The sequence below is a fragment of the Streptomyces sp. NPDC046261 genome (genome assembly GCF_040646235.1).
GTDB lineage: Bacteria > Actinomycetota > Actinomycetes > Streptomycetales > Streptomycetaceae > Streptomyces.
The window spans coordinates 205,402-223,953 of the sequence record NZ_JBEYZU010000002.1 but is presented as its reverse complement, the minus strand read 5'-3'; the positions used below and the strand labels follow the sequence as shown (position 1 = coordinate 223,953).

Annotated in this window: 15 protein-coding genes; 5 read left to right on the top strand and 10 right to left on the bottom strand. The window is 73.6% G+C overall.

From position 1 onward, the window contains the following. Nucleotides 1–10: 10 nt before the first annotated feature. The 4 genes from ABZ956_RS05295 to ABZ956_RS05280 are packed head-to-tail and all read right to left on the bottom strand — an operon-like array spanning nucleotide 11 to nucleotide 3,653. Nucleotides 11–736 (bottom strand): ABC transporter permease subunit, encoded by a 726-nt coding sequence (locus tag ABZ956_RS05295; RefSeq protein ID WP_361887240.1) that lies wholly within the window; start codon nucleotides 734–736, stop codon nucleotides 11–13. Nucleotides 737–749: 13 nt separating this feature from the next. Further along, nucleotides 750–1,661, bottom strand: a complete 912-nt coding sequence (locus ABZ956_RS05290) for an ABC transporter ATP-binding protein (RefSeq protein ID WP_361887237.1) — start codon at nucleotides 1,659–1,661, stop codon at nucleotides 750–752. Next, nucleotides 1,658–2,575 (bottom strand): ABC transporter permease subunit, encoded by a 918-nt coding sequence (locus ABZ956_RS05285; protein WP_361887234.1) that lies wholly within the window; start codon nucleotides 2,573–2,575, stop codon nucleotides 1,658–1,660. Before ABZ956_RS05285 ends, ABZ956_RS05290 begins: the two co-directional genes overlap by 4 nt. Continuing rightward, a complete protein-coding gene (locus ABZ956_RS05280; protein ID WP_361887231.1) occupies nucleotides 2,565–3,653 on the bottom strand; it encodes an ABC transporter ATP-binding protein in 1,089 nt (362 codons plus the stop codon). The genes ABZ956_RS05285 and ABZ956_RS05280 overlap by 11 nt, the downstream gene beginning before the upstream one ends. A gap of 215 nt (nucleotides 3,654–3,868) precedes the next feature. Between ABZ956_RS05280 and ABZ956_RS05275 the strand changes: the two genes are divergently transcribed. Genes ABZ956_RS05275 through ABZ956_RS05260 form a run of 4 tightly spaced genes read left to right on the top strand, consistent with a single transcriptional unit; the run spans nucleotide 3,869 to nucleotide 8,443 of the window. After that, complete coding sequence (locus ABZ956_RS05275; protein ID WP_361887228.1) at nucleotides 3,869–4,708, top strand: M24 family metallopeptidase; 840 nt, start codon at nucleotides 3,869–3,871, stop codon at nucleotides 4,706–4,708. Beyond that, nucleotides 4,705–6,492: an SDR family oxidoreductase gene (locus ABZ956_RS05270; protein ID WP_361887225.1), complete on the top strand. Its 1,788-nt coding sequence runs from the start codon at nucleotides 4,705–4,707 to the stop codon at nucleotides 6,490–6,492. The genes ABZ956_RS05275 and ABZ956_RS05270 overlap by 4 nt, the downstream gene beginning before the upstream one ends. A 40-nt stretch (nucleotides 6,493–6,532) precedes the next feature. Beyond that, on the top strand, nucleotides 6,533–7,459 hold the full coding sequence (locus ABZ956_RS05265) for a metal-dependent hydrolase (protein WP_361887223.1): 927 nt from the start codon (nucleotides 6,533–6,535) through the stop codon (nucleotides 7,457–7,459). Nucleotides 7,460–7,471: 12 nt separating this feature from the next. Next, on the top strand, nucleotides 7,472–8,443 hold the full coding sequence (locus tag ABZ956_RS05260; RefSeq protein WP_361887220.1) for a MerR family transcriptional regulator: 972 nt from the start codon (nucleotides 7,472–7,474) through the stop codon (nucleotides 8,441–8,443). 44 nt (nucleotides 8,444–8,487) lie between these two features. Here the strand turns inward: ABZ956_RS05260 and ABZ956_RS05255 are convergent, their stop codons facing one another. The 3 genes from ABZ956_RS05255 to ABZ956_RS05245 all read right to left on the bottom strand — a co-directional run bounded on the left by ABZ956_RS05255 (nucleotide 8,488) and on the right by ABZ956_RS05245 (nucleotide 11,043). Next, nucleotides 8,488–9,081: a hypothetical protein gene (locus ABZ956_RS05255; RefSeq protein WP_361887218.1), complete on the bottom strand. Its 594-nt coding sequence runs from the start codon at nucleotides 9,079–9,081 to the stop codon at nucleotides 8,488–8,490. Between the two features lie 36 nt (nucleotides 9,082–9,117). Next, nucleotides 9,118–10,020, bottom strand: a complete 903-nt coding sequence (htpX, locus tag ABZ956_RS05250; RefSeq protein WP_361887216.1) for a zinc metalloprotease HtpX — start codon at nucleotides 10,018–10,020, stop codon at nucleotides 9,118–9,120. Between the two features lie 123 nt (nucleotides 10,021–10,143). After that, nucleotides 10,144–11,043 carry an LLM class flavin-dependent oxidoreductase gene (locus ABZ956_RS05245; RefSeq protein ID WP_361887213.1) on the bottom strand — a complete coding sequence of 300 codons (900 nt, stop codon included), beginning with the start codon at nucleotides 11,041–11,043 and terminating at the stop codon, nucleotides 10,144–10,146. A gap of 131 nt (nucleotides 11,044–11,174) precedes the next feature. Here ABZ956_RS05245 and ABZ956_RS05240 point away from each other — a divergent pair, with 131 nt between their 5' ends. Continuing rightward, nucleotides 11,175–12,038 (top strand): Cof-type HAD-IIB family hydrolase, encoded by an 864-nt coding sequence (locus ABZ956_RS05240; protein ID WP_361887210.1) that lies wholly within the window; start codon nucleotides 11,175–11,177, stop codon nucleotides 12,036–12,038. A 36-nt stretch (nucleotides 12,039–12,074) separates the two neighbouring features. Here ABZ956_RS05240 and ABZ956_RS05235 read toward each other — a convergent pair whose 3' ends face one another. The 3 genes from ABZ956_RS05235 to cydD form a co-directional block, all read right to left on the bottom strand. Continuing rightward, a complete protein-coding gene (locus tag ABZ956_RS05235) occupies nucleotides 12,075–13,229 on the bottom strand; it encodes a M23 family metallopeptidase (RefSeq protein ID WP_361887208.1) in 1,155 nt (384 codons plus the stop codon). Between the two features lie 98 nt (nucleotides 13,230–13,327). Then, nucleotides 13,328–14,899, bottom strand: a complete 1,572-nt coding sequence (locus tag ABZ956_RS05230; protein ID WP_361888025.1) for a GAF domain-containing protein — start codon at nucleotides 14,897–14,899, stop codon at nucleotides 13,328–13,330. Nucleotides 14,900–14,998: 99 nt separating this feature from the next. Further along, on the bottom strand, nucleotides 14,999–18,550 hold the full coding sequence (gene cydD / locus ABZ956_RS05225; protein ID WP_361887205.1) for a thiol reductant ABC exporter subunit CydD: 3,552 nt from the start codon (nucleotides 18,548–18,550) through the stop codon (nucleotides 14,999–15,001). Nucleotides 18,551–18,552 lie beyond the last annotated feature (2 nt).

Sequence of the window (18,552 nt, the reverse complement as noted above, 5' to 3'; positions counted from 1 at the left end):
CGGGTCTCGACTACTCCTCTCCGGCGAGCGTCAGGGACCGGAGCTTGCGTCCCGCGTAGTACGTGGCGGCCACCGTGAAACCGGCCAGCAGCGTCACCGCCAGCGGGAGGCTCACCTCCGCCGTGATGGCACCCTCGCCGCCCACCTTCTGGGCGAGGGCCAGCGCCCACTGGCGGACGCTGAGCGTGCGGGCGCCGGGGATGAGGCTGCCGAACAGCGCCTCCCAGACGAGGGCGTAGACCAGGCCCGCGACGACCGCGTGCCGGGTGACCGTGCCCAGGAAGAGGAAGATCGCGCTGTAGGCGACGGAGGCGACCGCCGCGGCGAGCGCGTAGGCCACGGCGATCTGCTGGCTGTTGCCGTTCAGCACGAAGCCCGCGATGAGGGTGGGCACCGCCGAGAAGACGACGGTGACGCCGATCGCCACGACGAGCTTGGTGAAGATGATGGTGGAGCGCTTGACGGGCTTGGCCAGAAGGTAGACGACCGAGCCGTCGTCGATCTCCGGGCCGATCGCGCCCGTACCGGCGATGACGCCGATCAGCGGCACCATCGTGGCGAGCGCGAAGCCCCCCAGGACGTTGGTGGCCGTCTGGTCGTCGGCGCCGACCAGGACGCGGACGGCGGCCGAGATGACGAGCAGCAGGGCCGGCAGCGCGAAGAGGATCAGGGCGCGGCGGCGGCCGAGGAGGCCCCGGTAGGTGAGCCGGGCGACGGTCGGGTGATAGAGCGACATGGGTGGCCTCCTTTCAGGCTGCGACGAGGTAGGAGAAGACCGATTCCAGGGACTCGTCGGAGGGCGAGACCGTCAGGAGCCGGATGCCGTGCGCCCGGGCGACGCGCGGCAGGAGTTCGGTGAAGCGGCCGAAGTCGACGGCCTGGATGCGCAACGCCTGCTCGCCGAGGTCCACTTCGATGCCCGCCGTCGACGGGTCGGCGATGAGCGCCGCCGCGAGGGCGCGGTCGTCGCTGGAGCGTACGAGGTAGCGGTGCGGCCGGTCGGTCATCAGCCGGCGGATCTTGCGGAAGTCGCCGGAGGCCGCGTGCCGGCCGGCGACGACGACCTCGATGTGGGCGGCCAGTTGCTCGACCTCCTCCAGGATGTGGGAGGAGAACAGCACCGTGCGGCCCTCGGCACCCATGGTCCGCAGCAGGTCCATCAGCTGCATGCGCTGGCGCGGGTCCATGCCGTTGAACGGCTCGTCGAGCAGGAGCACGGACGGCTCGTGGACGAGGGCGGAGGCCATCTTCACGCGCTGGCGCATGCCCTTGCTGTACGTGGCGATCTTGCGGTCCTGCGCGTACTCCATCTCGACGGTGGCGAGCGCCCGTTGCGCCTCCCGGTCGCCCAGGCCGTGCAGTTCGGCGTTGGCCCGTACGAACTCCTGGCCGGTGAGGAAGTCGTACATGGCCTCCCGCTCGGGGACGATGCCGATGTGGCGGTAGACGCGCTCGTTGCGCCAGATCGTCTCGCCGTCGAGGGTGACCGCGCCGGTGGAGGGGGCGAGGAAGCCGCCCATCATGTTGATGAGGGTGGACTTGCCGGCGCCGTTGGGGCCGAGGAGGCCGGTGACGCCGGGGCCCACGGTCATGGAGACGTCGTTGACGGCGACCACATTGCCGAACCAGCGGGAGACGTTGTCGATGTGGATGGTTGTCACAGCCCGGCCTTTCGGTAGCGGCGCATCAGCAGCCCGTACGAGCCGGCGATCAGGGCGAGGACGACGAGGAGGTAGACCGCTCCCGCGCCGGTGCCGGGGCCATGGCCGCCGGGGAAGGCGGTGCCGGCGGACAGGAACGCCGTCTGTACGCCGTCGATCAGGGTGATCGGGGAGAACAGGCCCAGCCACCCGATGGCCGCGGTGTTGTCGTTGTCCAGCGAGATGCCCTGGAGGGTGCTGACCGCGCCGTAGGAGATGGTCAGCACGGCGATGACGGCGGCGACGCCGAAGCCGCGGCGCGGGGTGAGGGCGGCGACCACCAGGCCGATGCCGGCGAAGAGGAGCGAGAGCAGAGCCACGGAGACCAGACCTTGTGCGAAGCCCTTCGTCTGATCGGCGAAGTCCAGCTTGGCGAGCAGGGCGCCCGCGTAAAGGATCAGGAGGGGCGTGGCGGTGAGGATGAACAGGGCGGAGGCCATGGCGGCGAACTTGGCCGCCACATAGTCGACGCGTTCGATCGGGCGGGAGAAGTACAGCGGAACGGTCTTGAACCGCAGGTCCCGGGAGACCGACTGCGGGGCCTGGGCGGCGAGGTAGAGGCCGATGACCGCCTGGAGGTAGATCGCGTAGCGCGTGTACTCCATGGGCAGGCGGTCCATCTTCGTGGTGACGGCGACCGCGACGACGATCGCCGCGGGCAGGCACATCACCGCGAACAGCGTCATCGGCAGCACCTTGGACTTCGCCGAGCGGCCCAGGCCGTAGGCGCCGCGCAGGCTCTGGGAGAAGAGCGAGCGGCGGGCGTAGCCGCGGCCGAGGCGGGGGCCGTCGTAGTTGCGGTAGCCGATGTTGTGGATGACGTCCTGGGCGGCGGGCCGCCGGCCGGTCGTCACGGCTTGGGTCTCAGGCGGCATCTGCGGCGCCTCCGTTCTGCTTCTCGCGCTTGTCCCCGGCCTTGCGGTCCCAGTCGGCGCCCCAGGCGGGCCGGCCGGTGCCGCCCGCACCCGCGTCGCCGTCTGTGTCCCCGTCCTTGAAGACCTCCGCGATGCGGTGGCGGCGCTGTTCCATGCGGACCAGGCCGAGGCCGAGGCCGGCGACGGCGTCGCGGACGATGTCGTACGTCTCCTCGTCGAGGACGTCGACCAGGAGGACGTGGCCGGACGAGGGCGAGCCGTCGGCGGCCAGGCCCGCGGGCCGGGTCGTCAGGCCCGCTCCGGTCAGGGCCGCGAGGAGGGCCGCGGTGCCGTCGGGGTGGGCGTCGGTGTCGGTGACCTCCACCGCGAGGGAGCCCGTGGCCTGGGTGAACTCGTCCGTGGAGGAGGACCGCAGCAGCTTGCCGCCGTCGATGACGACGACGTGGTCGCACGTGCGCTCCAGCTCGCCGAGCAGGTGCGAAGTGACCAGGACCGAGATGCCGAAGTCGGTGTGGACGCGCCGGATGAGGCCCAGCATCTCGTCCCGGCCGACCGGGTCCAGGCCGTTGGTCGGCTCGTCCAGGAGCACAAGGCGGGGGTCGTGGACGAGGGCCTGGGCGAGCTTGACCCGCTGCTTCATGCCCGTGGAGTAGCCGCCCATCGGGCGGTACCGCTCCTCGTGCAGCCCCACGTGCCGCAGCGTGTCGGCGGTGCGCTCGCGGGCGGCCGTGGGCGGCAGGCCGGACATCCGCGCCATGTGGACGACGAACTCCGTCGCGGAGACGTCCGGCGGCAGGCAGTCGTGCTCGGGCATATAGCCGACCCGCTCCCGGATCTCGGCGCCCTGGGTGGCGACGTCGAGGCCCAGCACCTGGGCGCGGCCCTCGGTGGCCGGGGAGAGCCCGAGCAGGATCTTGATCAGCGTGGACTTGCCGGCCCCGTTCGCACCCACCAGACCGGTCACTCCCGGCGTGATGTCGACGGAGAGCCGGTCGAGAGCGGTCACCCGGGGGAACCGCTTGCTGAGGCTTTCGGTAGCGATCACAGTCACACATTCGACGGTAGTGGCGCGGGCCACAGCAGTCGTCAGACCAGATGGCTGGTTGTGCGTAGTCCTCGGGTCTGACGCCCCCGTAAGGGTGGCCCCGGCGGGAGGTGGGGGCCGGGGCGGTGGGCCGGTGGGGGCGGGGGTTATCCACAGGTGCGCCCGGGCCCTTGACGCAGCCGCCGGACATTGTCACATTCGTTGCTGTCAACTTGCGCGCGCGGCTTCGGACTTGGTCGGAGGACGGCATGGCAGGGCGGTCGGACGGGGATCTGCGGGGGTTCCGGGCGGTGCAGCGCCTCGCGTACGCCTGCGCGGAGGCGGTCGCGGCGCAGCTCGTGCCGGGGGTGACCGAGCGCGGGGCGGCGCGCATGCAGCGGGAGTGGCTGCGCGAGCGGGGGGTGCGGGACTGGTTCCATCTGCCCTTCGCGTGGTTCGGCGACCGCACGGCCTTCACGGGCTTCCGGGTGCCGCTGCAGTTCTTCCCCACCGACAAGCCGCTGGAGGTGGGCATGCCGTTCATCCTCGACCTGGCCCCCATCCACGGCGGCTTCAGCGCGGACGTCGGCTACGCGGGCTGCCTGGGCCCCGATCCGCTGCACGACCGGCTGCTGGCCGACCTCGAGGCCCACCGCGCGCTGATCCTGCGCGAGGTGCGCGAGCGCCGGCCGCTGCGGGAGATCTACGAGAGCGTGGACCGGCTCATGGCGCGCCAGGGTTACGCCAACCGGCACCGCGCCTATCCCTTCGGGGTGATAGCGCACAAGGTCCAGCGGGTACGGGAGCGCCGCTGGTCGCCCCATCTGTTCGGGTTCGGTACGCAGTCCCTGAAGGGGCTGGCGTCGGACGCCCTGCACGGCCACCGCGAGGGGTGGTCGCCGCTGTGGAGCCCGTACCGCTTCTCCGACCACCCGCCGCGGCCCGGGCTGTGGGCGGTCGAACCGCACCTCGGCTTCCGGGGTGTGGGCGTGAAGTTCGAGGAGCTCCTGGTGGTCACCGACTCCCGGGACCCGCAGGAGAGCGCGTTCTGGCTCGACGACGATCTGCCGCACGTGCGGCGCTGGCAGGAAGAGAGGGCGGCCGCATGAGCGGGGACGGCGCGGGGATCGAAGGGGCGCGGGAGCGCCGGGTGCGCACCGGCGGGGTCGAGCTGTGCGTCGCGGAGCTGGGCGACGCCGCGCACCCCACGGTCGTGCTGCTGCACGGCTATCCGGACAGCAAGGAGGTCTGGTCCGAGGTCGCGCTGCGCCTGCGGGACCGCTTCCACGTCGTGCTCTACGACGTGCGCGGCCACGGCCGCTCCACCGCCCCCGGACCCCTGCGCGGCGGGTTCACGCTGGAGAAGCTCACGGACGACTTCCTGGCGGTCGCCGACGCGGTGAGCCCCGCGGCCCCGGTCCACCTGGTCGGGCACGACTGGGGGTCGGTGCAGGGCTGGGAGTTCGTCACCGTCGCCCGCACCGAGGGCCGCGTGGCGTCCTTCACCTCGGTCTCGGGCCCGTCCCTGGACCACTTCGGGCACTGGATCAAGGAGCGGGTGGCCCGGCCCACCCCGCGCCGGATCGGCCAGCTCCTCGGGCAGGGGGCCAGATCCTGGTACGTGGGCGCGCTGCACGTGCCCGCCCTCCCGGAGGCCGCCTGGCGCGGGCCGCTGGGCAAGCGGTGGCCGAGGATGCTGGAGCGGGCCGAGCGGCCGCCCTCCGGCGGCTACCCCACCGCCTCGCTGGCCGGGGACGCCGCGCACGGCGCCTGGCTGTACCGCGACAACGTCCGGGCCAGGCTGCGCCGGCCCCGCACCGACGCCTACGCCCACGTGCCCGTCCAGCTGGTGACCCCGGCCGGTGACGCCTTCCTGTCCGAGCGGCTCTACGACGACCTGGAGCGGTGGGTGCCGCAGTTGCTGCGGCGCACTCTGGCCGCCAAGCACTGGGTGCCGCGGACGCGCCCCGACCAGCTGGCGTCCTGGATCACCGAGTTCGTCACGGCCCAGGAGGCCGCGCGGCAGGAGGGCACGCCCGCCCGGATGGCCGTGGGCACGGGCCCGTACGCGGAGCGCTTCGGCGGGCGCCTGGTGCTGGTGACGGGGGCGGCCAGCGGTATCGGCCGGGCCACCGCGTTCGCCTTCGCCGAGGCCGGTGCGCGGGTCGTCGCGGTCGACCGGGACGCGGAGGGGGCGGCCCGTACGGCCGAGCTGGCGCGGCTGTGCGGGGCGCAGGCCGCCTGGGCCGAGTGCTGCGACGTCTCGGACGAAGGGGCGATGGACAAGCTGGCCGCCAAGGTCGCCGCCGAGTACGGCGTGGTGGACGTGCTGATCAACAACGCCGGCATCGGGCTGAGCGGCGCCTTCCTGGACACCACCGCCGAGGAATGGCGCAAGGTCCTCGACGTCAATCTGGGCGGGGTCGTCCACGGCTGCCGGGCCTTCGGCCGGCAGATGGCCGAGCGCGGCCAGGGCGGCCACATCGTCAACACCGCCTCCGCGGCGGCCTTCCAGCCGTCCAAATCCCTCACCGCGTACAGCACTTCCAAGGCGGCGGTGCTCATGCTGAGCGAGTGCCTGCGCGCGGAGCTGGCGGGCAAGGGCATCGGGGTCAGCGCGATCTGCCCGGGCATCATCAACACCGGGATCACCGGTACCACGATCTTCGCGGGCGTCTCCGAGAAGGAGCAGCAGCGCCGCCGCGACACGTACAGCCGGCTGTACGGGCGGCGCAACTACCCGCCGGAGAAGGTCGCCGAGGCGATCCTGCGCGCCGTGGTCCGCGACCGGGCCGTGGTGCCGGTGACGCCCGAGGCGTACGGCCTGCGCCTCATCTCCCGTTTCACCCCGCGGCTGGGACGCGCGGTCGCCCGTATCGACCCCAAGCTGTAGACCGCCGCGGGCCGTCACCGACAGAGCGAGGAGCCACCGCATGAGCCAGAGCCGGAGCCGAGTCCTCAGCCACGGCCACCGAATAGCACCGCGGCGCGTGTCCTTCGACTGGCACGAGACGCCGCTGCACTGGATACCGGACGAGCCCACCGCCACGCACGTCATCAACGTCCTGCATCTGCTGCTCCCGGCGGGCGAGCGGTGGTTCGTCAAGGTCTTCAAGGAGGCGCTGCCGCTGGTGCGGGACGAGGCGCTGCTCAAGGACGTCAAGGGCTTCATGGGCCAGGAGGCCACGCACAGCGTGCAGCACTCCCTGGTGCTGGACCACCTGGCCCGGCAGGGCCTGGACACCGGCGCGTACACCCGCCACGTGGACTTCCTCCTCGACGTGCTGCTCGGCGAGAAGCCCCCGTTCGGGATGCCGGTCGGCGAGCTGGAGTGGCTGCGCTACCGGCTCTCGGTGATCGCCGCGGTCGAGCAGTTCACGGCCGTGCTGGGCGACTGGGTGCTGGGAGCGCGGGGCCTCGACCGGGCCGAGCCGGACCCGGTGATGCTGGACCTGCTGCGCTGGCACGGCGCGGAGGAGGTCGAGCACAGGGCGGTCGCCTTCGACATGTACGAGCACTGCGGCGGCGACGACCCCGCGCGCTACGCCCGCCGGGTGCTGGGCATGGCCGTCACGGCCCCCGTGCTGCTCTACCTGTGGGTGTGGGGCGCGGCCTATCTGATCCGGCACGACCCCCTGCTGGCGGGCCGCATGCGGTATTCGATGCGCGAGCACAGCCGTGCCGTCGCCAAGGGCCTGTTGCCCTCGTGGCGGGAGCTGGGCTCGGCCGTCCCCCGCTACTTCCGGCGCTCGTACCACCCCTCGCAGGAGGGGTCGTTGCGCAGGGCCGTCGACTACCTGGCCACCTCACCGGCGGCACGGGCCGCGGCGGGAGCGATAGGCCGCGCGGCCCTGTCCTGAGGAGCGACGCCCTTGTCCGACGCCCCGCGCCCCCCGGCGGCCGAGTACCGCATCGAGGACCTGGCCCACCGCAGCGGCGCCACGGTCCGCACCATCCGCGCCTACCAGGACCGCGGGCTGCTGCCGAAGCCCGAGCGGCGCGGCCGGGCCAACGTCTACGGGGACGCCCACCTCGCCCGGCTGCGCCAGATCTCCGCCCTCCTCGACCGCGGCTACACCCTGGCCAGCATCAAGGAGCTGCTGGCGGCCTGGGACGCGGGCCGCGGGCTCGGCGGGGTGCTGGGGCTGGCCGCGGAGCTCGACGGACCGTGGACGGACGAGGAACCGGCCCGGATCACCCGCGCGGAGCTGGACGAACGCTTCGGCGGCGAACCGGACGAGGTGGCCGTCGAGGAAGCGGTGCGGCTCGGCGTCCTGGTGCGACTGCCGTCCTCCCCCGGCGAGTTCCTCGTCCCCAGCCCGCGTGAACTGGCCGTCGCCGCCGAGCTCCACGCCGCCGGGGTCCCCCTGTCCGCGATCTCCGGCCACCTTCGCGAACTGCGCACCCAGGTCGAGCACATCGCCGCCCGCTTCCTCGACTTCACCGCCGAGCACGTCTTCCACCCCTACCTCGGCCACCACCCCTCCGACGAGGAGGCCGCCGAAGCCGCCGCCCTCGTCCGCCGACTGCGCCCCCTCGCCCAGCAAACCGTCGACGCCGAACTGGCCCGCGCCATGCACACCCTGGCCACCAGCTGCCTCCAACGCGACCTCCCGGCCGAGGAGGACGGCAGCCCTCCCGAGGAGGACGTGGCCCTGCCAGCCGCGACCGTACGGGCGGTGCGGGCGCTGGTGGGGCCACGCAACGTGGCGGCGTTCATCGCGGCGGCCGCCGAACGGGAGGTACGGTCCCGCACCATGGACGGGCTCGTGTCCTCCCAGGGGGGAGAGGGGCGGGACGGGCGGGACGAGCAGGAGATGCCGGACGGAAGCATTCCCTCCTGACGTTCGTGGCCGCCTGCCACGCGACGGCGACCCGCCCACCCGCCTCACAGCCCCGGCGCGCCCCAGACCGGGAACCAGCGGCTCAGGTCCTTCTCGATCCGCAGGTCGTTCTCCAGCAGGGCGCTCACCTGCAACTCCAGTGCGTTGTCCCGCTTGTCGCCGCCGCCCGGCACGGGGGCGAACGGGTAGAACGTGCCGCGCTTGTAGAGGTAGACGAGGGCGAGGGAGCGCTGTTCGGTGTTCCGGAAGGCCATCAGGGAGCAGAGCAGCTGTGGGCCGAAGCCGCCGTCCTGGAGGAGGGTGTTCACCGCGTGCAGGTCGTTGACGAGGGCGGCGGTGCCCTCGGAGTCGTCCGCCGGCTGTTGGGCGAGCAGCCAGGTGTAGCCGTAGGGGTCCCGGCTGAACTCCACGGGCACCCCGCCCCGTGCCGTGTCGGCGTCAAGCAGGGACCGTACGTCCTCGCGCAGCCGGTCGAAGGCGCCGCCCTCGACGCTCGCGAAGCACACCGAGCCCAGCCCGGTCGGGCGGAAGCCCGCGCCCGCCTGGAGCGTGACGGCCGCGGACGGCAGGGCGAAGAGCTGGTCCAGGTCGGGCCGGACCGGCTTGGTGCGGCCGAGGATGACGTCCAGGAGACCCACGGGCGCGATTCCTTCCAGGAGGGTGCGGGAGGGCCGTCAGGCGCGGCCCAGGCCGGCCGAGATGCGGCCCAGTTGCTCCAGGCGCTGTTCCAGCGTCGGGTGGGAGGACAGCAGGTGGCTCAGGCTGTCCCGGGTGAGGGCGGGCGCGAAGTAGAACGCGTTGAACGGCTCCGCCTGGCGCAGGTCGCGGGTGGGAATCCGGGCCATCTGCCCGGTGACCTTGGTCAGCGCGGACGCCAGCGCGGACGGCCGGCCGGTCAGGAGCGCGGCGGCGCGGTCGGCGGACAGCTCGCGGTAGCGGGACAGCATCCGGGTGAGCAGGAAGCTGATCGCGTAGACGACCGCGCTGACCAGGGGAATCAGCACCATCAGCACCGCCGTGTTGCTGTCGCGGCCACCGACGCGGCGGAAGCCGCCCCACAGCCCCACGCGGGTGATGACACCGGCCAGCACGCCCAGGAAGGACGCGATGGTCATCACCGCCACATCGCGGTGCGCGACGTGGGAGAGCTCGTGCGCCAGCACGCCCTCGAGCTCCTCGGGCTCCAGCCTGCGCAGCAGGCCCGTCGTCGCGCACACCAGGGAATTGCGCCGGCCGCGCCCGGTGGCGAAGGCGTTCGGGACGTCGCTGTCGGCGATCGCCACCCGGGGCTTGGGCATGTCGGCCAGCGCGCACAGCCGGTCGACGGCCCCGTGCAGCTCGGGCGCCTGCTGCGGGGTGACCTCGCGGGCGCCCATGCCGAACGCCGCGATGCGGTCGCTGAACCAGAACTGGGCGATGAACATGCCGCCCGCCAGGACCAGCACGATCGGCCAGGCGCCGCGCAGCAGCGCCACCAGCACACCCACGAAGATCACGTAGAGCAGCCCGATGAAGAACATCGTGGTGACCATGCGGGTGGTCAGCCCCCGGTCGGGAGAGAATCGGGTGCCTTGCACGGCGTACCTCCAAGGTCGGCGGACCGTGCCCTGTGCGGGTACCTCTGTCCCGATTCTCCCTCTCCCCCGCCGGGGGCGGGCGAAAGCCGCGGTTCCCCGCCCCCGGGGCACCGCGCAAGGCCGTCAGGACAGCTGCCGCGGCCCCTCCGTCGCGATCTTCTCGAAGACGCCGGGATCGGCCTCGAACATGGAGCCGGCGATCGGCCAGTGCACGACGATCTCGTCGATGCCCAGCGCCGCGTACGCGCCCGCGAAGTCGACGAAGGCGTCGAAGGAGTCCAGCGGCCGGCCCGGGGCGAAGCCCGTGAGCAGCACCTTGCGCAGCTCCGACACCTCACGGCCGGCCTTCGCGCAGACCTCCCCGAGGCGCTCGATCTGCCCCGCGACGGCCGCCAGGGACTGCTCCGGGGTGCCCGTCTCGTGCAGCTTCGGGTCGCCGGTGGTCACCCATGCCTGGCCGTACCGCGCGGCGAGCCGCATGCCGCGCGGGCCGGTGGCGGCGACCGCGAAGGGCAGGCGGGGCCGCTGCACACAGCCGGGGATGTTGCGCACCTCGTGGGCGGAGTAGTGCTCGCCCTCGTACGTGACGACGTCCTCGGTGAGCAGCCGGTCCAGCAGCGGTACGAACTCGCCGAAGCGGTCCGCCCGCTCGCGCGGCGTCCACGGCTCCTCGCCGGCCTTGCGCAGCGCCGTGGCGTCGAAGCCGGAGCCCCCGGCACCGATGCCGAGTGTGATGCGGCCGCCCGAGATGTCGTCCAGGGAGATGAGCTCCTTGGCGAGCGTCACCGGGTGCCGGAAGTTCGGGGAAGTGACCAGGGTGCCCAGGCGCATGCGGGAGGTCACGCCCGCAGCCGCCGTCAGGGTCGGTATCGCGCCGAACCAGGGGCCGTCCCGGAAGCTGCGCCAGGACAGGTGGTCGTAGGTGTAAGCGGTGTCGAAGCCCAGTTCCTCGGCTCGCTGCCAGGTCTCACGGCCGCCCTCGGACCAGCGGCGGTCGGGAAGGATCACGGTGCTCAGTCGCATGGGACCGAGCCTAGGGGCTGGGTCCGACAACCGGCGTACGGGTCGCCCCGGGCGGCCCGTACCCGGCCGGAGCGCATATACCGGCCGCACGTTTGTACGCCTGGGGCGCCGCCGTCGACGAGAATGAGAGCGTGACTTCAGCTACCGAGCCCGAGACCCCGGCAGCCGGCCGGACAGCAGCCACTCCCCGGCTGATCGCCACCGACCTCGACGGCACCCTGCTGCACGACGACAAAACGGTCTCGGACCGCACCGTCGCGGCGCTGGCCGCCGCGGAGGCGGCGGGCATCGAGGTCTTCTTCGTCACCGGCCGCCCGGTCCGCTGGATGGGCGTCGTCAGGGACCACGTGCACGGGCACGGCCTCGCGATCTGCGCCAACGGGGCCGTGGTGGTCGATCTGCACGACGGGGGCCGGTTCGTCGACGTCCGCCCGCTGGAGTCCGCCGCGGCCCTCGCCATCGTCCACGCGGTGCGCGCCGCGGCGCCCGGCGCCTCCTTCGCCGTCGAGCGGACCTCGGGCATCCACTACGAGCCGCACTACCCGCCCTTCCAGCTGGACCCCTGCGCGCGAATAGCCTCCGCCGAGGAGCTCCTGGAGGACGGCGAAGGCCAGGGCAACCCCGTCATCAAGCTGCTCGCCTTCCACCCGGACCTGGCCCCGGACGAGTTCCTGGACGTGGCCCGCATGGCGGCCGGCGAGCACGGCTCGTTCACCCGTTCCAGCCCCACCGCGCTGCTGGAGATCAGCGGCGTCGGCGTGAGCAAGGCCAGCACCCTGGCCCGGTACTGCGCCCAGCGGGGCATCCGGCCGGAGCACGTCGTGGCGTTCGGTGACATGCCCAACGACCTGGAGATGCTCAGCTGGGCCGGCACCTCGTACGCCATGGCCAACGCTCACCCCGAGGTACTGGCGGCCACCACGCACCGCACCGCCGCCAACACCGAGGACGGCGTCGCGGCGGTCATCGAGCAGATCCTGCACGGACTGCCGTAGGGCGTAGGGCGGAGGGCGAGCGGGGCGGGGCGCCGTCTACAGCGGCACTCCGCGCGTGCGCAGCCACTCCACGGGGTCGACGGCGGTCCCGAACTCCGCCGACCTGCGGATCTCGAAGTGCAGATGCGGCCCCGTGGAGTTCCCGGTGGTGCCGGACAGCCCGATCCACTCGCCCGCGCGTACCTGCCGTCCCGGCGCCAGCAGGGGCGCCGCCAGGTGCGCGTACTGCGAGAACCAGCCGCTCTCGTGCCGGACGACCATGCTGATGCCGAAGGGCCCGCCGCACCCGATCGAGGTCACCGTCCCGGCGCCCACCGACCGCACGGGCGTACCGGTGGGGACGGCGAAGTCCTGCCCGGAGTGCCCGTTGGCCCAGTGCGCGCCCACGCCCCCGAAGCCGGCGGTGAGCTCGTACGCCAACAGGGGGCGCGTCCAGCCGCTCGGGGAGATGGCGGCCGCGCCGTCCGCGCCGTTGCGGCCGTCCTGGACCTCGCCCTGGAGGCCGTCGAGGTCGACCGGTGTGCAGCGCTGGTTGCGGATGGCCGCGTCGGCCAGACGGTTCAGGTCGTCGCGGGCCTGTGCGAGCCGCTCCTCCAGGACCTTCCGCTCCGTGCGCAGCTGGGTGACGTCCGCGTCGACGGCCTGCCAGGAGGCGGATGCCGACATCTGGTCCGCGGCGAGCCTGCGGCCCCTGTGGTCGGCCTCGATCACCATGCGGGCCAGCCGCTCGCGCCGGTCGGAGTCGGTCGCCTGCAGCTCCAGCAGGTCCAGGGGCTCGGCGGCCGCCTCGGCGCTGCCCGGGGCGATGAAGCCGCCGGTGCGGTACTGCGCACGGGCGACGGCGCCGGCGTCCTCGCGCAGGACGGCCGAGAAGACCCGCTGCCCGTGCAGCTGCTTGGCCAGCCGGTCGGCCTGCGCCTTGCGGTCCTTCGCCACGCGCAGCCCGCGCTCGTACCGCTGGCGGACCCAGCCCGCTTCCCGCGCCAGCCGGAGCACCTCGGAGCTGACCCGCGCGAGGCGCTCCGGCGCCCGTACGACGACGGAGCTGTCCGAGGCGGGCAGGGGCGCCACCGCCACGCACAGCGCGCAGAGCATGGCGCCGCCGTGCCGGTGCACGGGGCGGGTCCGCAGGGCCCGCAGGACCCGGCGCAAGGAGCGGCCCGGGCGGTCGGAACGGTAAGGATGCAGCATGCCCGCGATCTTGACCTGGGGGCCGGTCGTGCGCGCCCACAGGAGAGCGTTCGGAGGAATGCGCGCACCTATAGGGCTAGCGGTACGCCCATAGGGCCCTACAGGGGCGCCTCCCACACCACCTTCGTGCCGCCCCCGTCCTCACCGATCCCCGGCCCGTACGAGCTGGACCCGCCGAGGGACTCCGCCCGCTTGGCGAGGTTGCGCAGGCCGCTGCGTCTGCCGCCCTCGGGGATGCCGACGCCGTCGTCCGCGACGGTCAGACGGACGCCCTCGCGGCCGTCGGGCAGGGTGACGGTGGCGTCGACGAGGACCTCGATGCGGGAGGCGCGGGCGTGCCGGAAGGCGTTGGAGAGCGCTTCGCGCAGGGCCGCGATGAGGTTCTTGCCGGTGAGTTCGCCGACCTTCGCGTCGACCGGGCCGACGAAGCCGGCGGAGGGCTGGAAACCCAGCGGCACGGCCGCCGTACCCAGCTCTCGCAGGACGCGTGTGCGCAGGCCCGCGGGCGCCTCCGTGGGCTCCTGCTGGAGGGCGAAGATGGCGGTGCGGATCTCCTGGATGGTCACGTCGAGCTCGTCGACCGCCTGGCCGACCTTCGTGCGGACCTCGGGCACGACGGCGAGGCGCTGGGCGCTCTCCAGCAGCAGGCCGGTGGCGAAGAGCCGCTGGATGACCAGGTCGTGCAGATCGCGGGCGATCCGGTCGCGGTCCTCGAAGACGGCCAGCCGCTCCCGGTCGCGCTGTGCCTCGGCCAGGACGAGCGCGAGCGCCGCCTGCGCGGCGAATTGTGCGGCCAGGGTGCGCTCGGTGGCGGTGTACTTGCGGGCGCCGCGCTTGCGGGGCGTGGCGAGGGTGCCGAGCACGCGGTCGCCGCTCTTGAGCGGCAGCAGCATGCTCGGCCCGAAGCGCGGCGCGACCTCGGTGATCATGCGCGGGTCGGTGGCCGAGTCGTCGATGAACACCGGCTCCCCGGCAAGCAGCCGGGAGACGACGGGGCTGTGCGGCGGTATCACCGTCCCCAGCAGCCCGGTGGGGTCCTCGGCGGAGACGGCCACCATCTCCAGGCCGCCCTCGCCGTCCGGCAGCAGCACGATGCCCGCGTCCGAATCGGCGAGCCTGCGGGCCTGTTCGGCGACGACGGACAGGGCGTCCTCGGCGTCGCTGCCGGACAGCAGCGCCGTCGTGACGGCGACCGAACCGTCGATCCAGCGCATGCGCTGACGGCTCTCGTCGTACACGCGGGCGTTGCCGATGGCGATGCCCGCCTCTGTCGCGAGGATCTTCACCATGTGCAGGTCCGCGATGCCGAACTCGCCGCCGCCGCGCTTCTCGGTCAGATAGAGGTTGCCGAAGATCTCGCCCCCGACGCGGATGGGCACGCCGAGGGCGTGCTGGCCGTCGGGGAAGGCGGCGATGTGCTCGTACTGCTCCTCGGTGACCCCGTAGGTGACGAAGTCGGACAGGCCCTCGCCGCCGGGGTCGATGACGCCGATGGCGGCGTAGCGCGCGTCGGCGAGTTCGGCGGCCGTCCTGGCGATCCGGTCGAGGGTGGTGTGCAGCTCCAGCCCGGTACCGACGGAGCGCATGGCCTCCAGCAGCTGCGGCACGCGGCCGGTCAGCTCGACGGACAGCCCCTGCAGGCTGCGGGTGGCCTCCGTGGCGACGTCCACCGAGTCGGGGGAGGCCGTGGGGGCCGGCGCGCTCGTGCCGTCCCGCGGGGTGTCGCCCTGGGGCTCGGAGGAGGATACGGTCGCTGCCATGCACCGAGCCTAATAAGTACCATTTGCCAGGGAAAGCGCCTTACGCCTGGTGTCCGCGGCGTCCCGAAGAAGTCCGCCCTCGCGGGCCTCCCGCTCCAGCATCCGCCGGAACGGCCCCGGCGCCTGCGCCAGCTCCCCGTACGACCCCCGCTGTACCACCCGTCCCTCCTCCAGCACGATCACCTCGTCCACCGCCGCCAGCCCGGCCAGCCGGTGCGTGATCAGTACGGTCGTACGGCCCTGCGTGGCCGTCAGCAGATCGGCCGTCAGGGCGTCGGCGGTCGCCAGGTCGAGGTGTTCGGCGGGCTCGTCCAGCACCAGGACGGGGAAGTCCGCGAGCAGCGCGCGGGCCAGCGCCAGCCGCTGCCGCTGACCGCCCGACATCCGCGCCCCGTGCTCGCCGACCGGCGTGTCCAGGCCCTGCGGCAGCCCGTCGACCCACTCCAGCAGCCGCGCCCGGCGCAGCGCCTCGCGCAGCTCGCCGTCGCTCGCGTCCTTGCGGGCGAGCAGCAGGTTTTCGCGCAGCGAACTGTCAAACAGGTGCGCGTCCTGCGCGCACAACCCCACCAGTCGCCGCACGCCGTCCCCGTCCATCAGGGCGGCGTCCCGGCCACCGAGGGTGTACGAGCCCGCCTCCGCGTCCAGGAAGCGCAGCAGCACCTGCGCGAGCGTGGTCTTGCCCGCACCCGAGCGCCCCACCACGGCGACCCTGCGGCCCGCGGTCAGCTCCAGGCCGAACCCGTCCAGCGCGGGCACGTCCTGCCCCGGGTAGCGCGCCGTCAGCCCCGTCACGCGCAACGGGAACGGTGAATCGGGCGCCTGCCCGGACCCGTCCCGTACGGGCTCGGGCGCGTCCAGCACTTCGTACACCCGCTCGGCGGAGCACCGGACGCGCTGGCGGTACTGCACCGCGAGCGGCAGCCCGGCGACCGCCTCGAAGGCGGCCAGCGGAATGAGCACGACCACGGCCAGCCACACCCCGCCGAGCCGTCCCTCGTGCACGGCCGTCACACCGGCCCAGGCCGTGCCGACCACGGTCAGGCCGCAGGCCAGCGCCGACAGTCCGGAGCCCAACGCGGTGGCGGCGGCGGTCCGGCGCGCGATCCGGGTGAGCTCGGCGTCGGTGCGGCGCAGCCGCTCCAGCCGGCCGGGCAGCGCGCCCGCGACCGTCAGCTCGGCCGTACCGGTCAGCACCTCGACCACCCGGGTGGACAACTCGCCGCGCACGGGCGCCAATCGCCGCTCCGCGCGCCGGGCGAGCGCCCCCGACAGCGCGGACACGGCGAGTCCGGCGGCCAGCAGTCCGGCGGCCAGCACCGCGCCGGCCTCCGGCAGCAGCCAGGCGGTGAAGCCTACGGAGGCCGCACCGACGACCACGGCGGAGCCGACCGGCAGCAGCCAGCGCAGGAAGTAGTCCTGCAGCGCGTCCACGTCCGCGACGAGGCGGGACAGCAGGTCGCCGCGCCGGGTGTCGCGCAGTCCGGCGGGGGCGAGGCGCTCCAGGCGCCGGTAGACCGCGACCCGCAGCTCCGCCAGGACGCGCAGGACGGCGTCGTGCGAGACCAGGCGTTCGGCGTACCGGAAGACCGAGCGCCCGATGCCGAAGGCGCGGGTGGCGGTGACGGCGACCATCAGGTAGAGCACGGGCGGCTGTTGGGAGGCGCGCGAGATCAGCCACCCGGAGACCCCCATCAGCCCCACAGCGCTCCCGAGTGCCAGCGCCCCCAGCACCAGGGCCAGGACGAACCTCCCCGTCCACGGCCGCCCGGCGGCCCGCACCCGGGCCAGGGCCCCGGCACCCCGCACGGGAGCGCTCGCGCCCTTGGCCGCCTCTGGCAGCGCGCCGGACGCGGGGCCGGCGGAAGGGAGTGCGGCGGGGAGGGCGGCCTGGGCGGCTGCGGGACCGGGGAGCGCATCCCCCTGCCCCGGGGCCCCGCCGGCCAGCCGTACCGTCCGGTCGGCGACGGCGAGCAGCGCCGGGCGGTGCACGACCAGCACCACGGTCCGGCCCACGGCCAGCCGCCGTACGGCCGCCACCACGGCGGCCTCGCTCTCGCCGTCGAGGGCGGCGGTCGGCTCGTCGAGCAGCAGCACCGGCCGGTCCGCGAGGAACGCCCGTGCCAGCGCGAGGCGTTGCCGCTGCCCCGCCGAGAGGCCGGCGCCGTCCTCGCCGAGGTGAGTGTCAGTGCCCTGCGGCAGCATGGAGACGAACTCGAGCGCCCCGGCCGCCCGCAGTGCGTCCCGCACCTGTGCGTCCGTGGCCTCGGGCCGGGCCAGCCGTACGTTCTCGGCGACCGTCCCGGCGAAGAGGTGGGGTCGTTGCGGAACCCAGGCCACCTGGTTCCGCCAGCTTTCGGGGGAGAGCGATGACAGGTCCGTACCGCCCACGAGGACGCGCCCGCTGGTGGGCCGTTCGAGGCCCAGCAGGGCCCTCAGCAGGGTCGACTTGCCAATTCCGCTGGGGCCGGTCACCGCGACCGTCTCCCCCGGCCGCACCTCGAACGCCGTCTCGGCCAGGGAGGGTTCGCGCCGCCCCGGGTGGCGCACCACGAGCCGGTCCACGGTCAGCACCGCCCCGCGGGCGTCCGGGGCCGGGCGGGTGCCGGCCGGGGCGCTCTCGCCCTCCAGCACCGCGAAGACCTCGTCCGCGGCGGCGAGCCCCTCCGCCGCCGCGTGGTACTGCGCGCCCACCTGACGCAGCGGCAGGTATGCCTCGGGCGCCAGGACCAGCACCATCAGGCCGGTGTACAGGTCGAGTTCGCCGTGCACCAGCCGCATGCCGATGCCGACGGCCACCAGTGCCACCGAGACGGTGGACAGCAGCTCGAGCGCGAAGGAGGACAGGAAGGCCAGGCGCAGCGTCCGCAGCGTCGCGCGCCGGTAGTCGGCGGTGATGGCGCGGATCGACTCGGCCTGCGCCTTGGCGCGGCCGAAGACCTTGAGCGTGGGCAGGCCGGCCACGACGTCCAGGAAGTGCCCGGAGAGCCGGGACAGCAGCCGCCACTGCCGGTCCATGCGGCTCTGGGTGGCCCAGCCGATGAGGGCCATGAACAGCGGGATGAGGGGAAGGGTGAGGACGATGACGAGCGCCGAGAGCCAGTCGGCGGTGACGATACGGGCGAGCACGGCCACGGGCACCACGGCCGCCAGGCCCAGCTGGGGGAGGTAGCGGGCGAAGTAGCCGTCCAGCGCGTCGATTCCGCGCGTGGCGAGGGTCGTCAGCTCGCCGGTGCCACGGCCGGCCGGCCCGGGCCGCGTGGCGCGTTCGAGCAGCCGGGTGCGCAGCTCGGACTTGACCGCAGCACTGGCGCGGTGCGCGGCCAGCTCGGTGAGCCAGGACACCGCCGCCCGGCCCAGGGCGACGGCGCCCAGCAGCGCCAGGGCCGTGCCCAGGTCCCCGGCCGTACGCCCCTGCTGGAACGTCCCGGTGACGATCTCGGCGATCAGCATCGCCTGGGCGATGACCAGGCCGGCCCCGGCCAGTCCGAGGCCGACGGAGGCCGCGAGGAAGAAGCGGGTCGCGGAGGCGTACCTCAGCAGGCGGGGGTCGACGGGCTTCATGT

What these genes read in the sequence shown, in the direction of transcription:
- ABZ956_RS05295 (WP_361887240.1), bottom strand. Translation starts at nt 736, where the DNA reads ATGTCGCTCTATCACCCGACCGTCGCCCGGCTCACCTACCGGGGCCTC.
- ABZ956_RS05285 (WP_361887234.1), bottom strand. Translation starts at nt 2,575, where the DNA reads ATGCCGCCTGAGACCCAAGCCGTGACGACCGGCCGGCGGCCCGCCGCC.
- ABZ956_RS05275 (WP_361887228.1), top strand. Translation starts at nt 3,869, where the DNA reads ATGGCAGGGCGGTCGGACGGGGATCTGCGGGGGTTCCGGGCGGTGCAG.
- ABZ956_RS05270 (WP_361887225.1), top strand. Translation starts at nt 4,705, where the DNA reads ATGAGCGGGGACGGCGCGGGGATCGAAGGGGCGCGGGAGCGCCGGGTG.
- ABZ956_RS05265 (WP_361887223.1), top strand. Translation starts at nt 6,533, where the DNA reads ATGAGCCAGAGCCGGAGCCGAGTCCTCAGCCACGGCCACCGAATAGCA.
- ABZ956_RS05245 (WP_361887213.1), bottom strand. Translation starts at nt 11,043, where the DNA reads ATGCGACTGAGCACCGTGATCCTTCCCGACCGCCGCTGGTCCGAGGGC.
- ABZ956_RS05235 (WP_361887208.1), bottom strand. Translation starts at nt 13,229, where the DNA reads ATGCTGCATCCTTACCGTTCCGACCGCCCGGGCCGCTCCTTGCGCCGG.
- cydD (WP_361887205.1), bottom strand. Translation starts at nt 18,550, where the DNA reads ATGAAGCCCGTCGACCCCCGCCTGCTGAGGTACGCCTCCGCGACCCGC.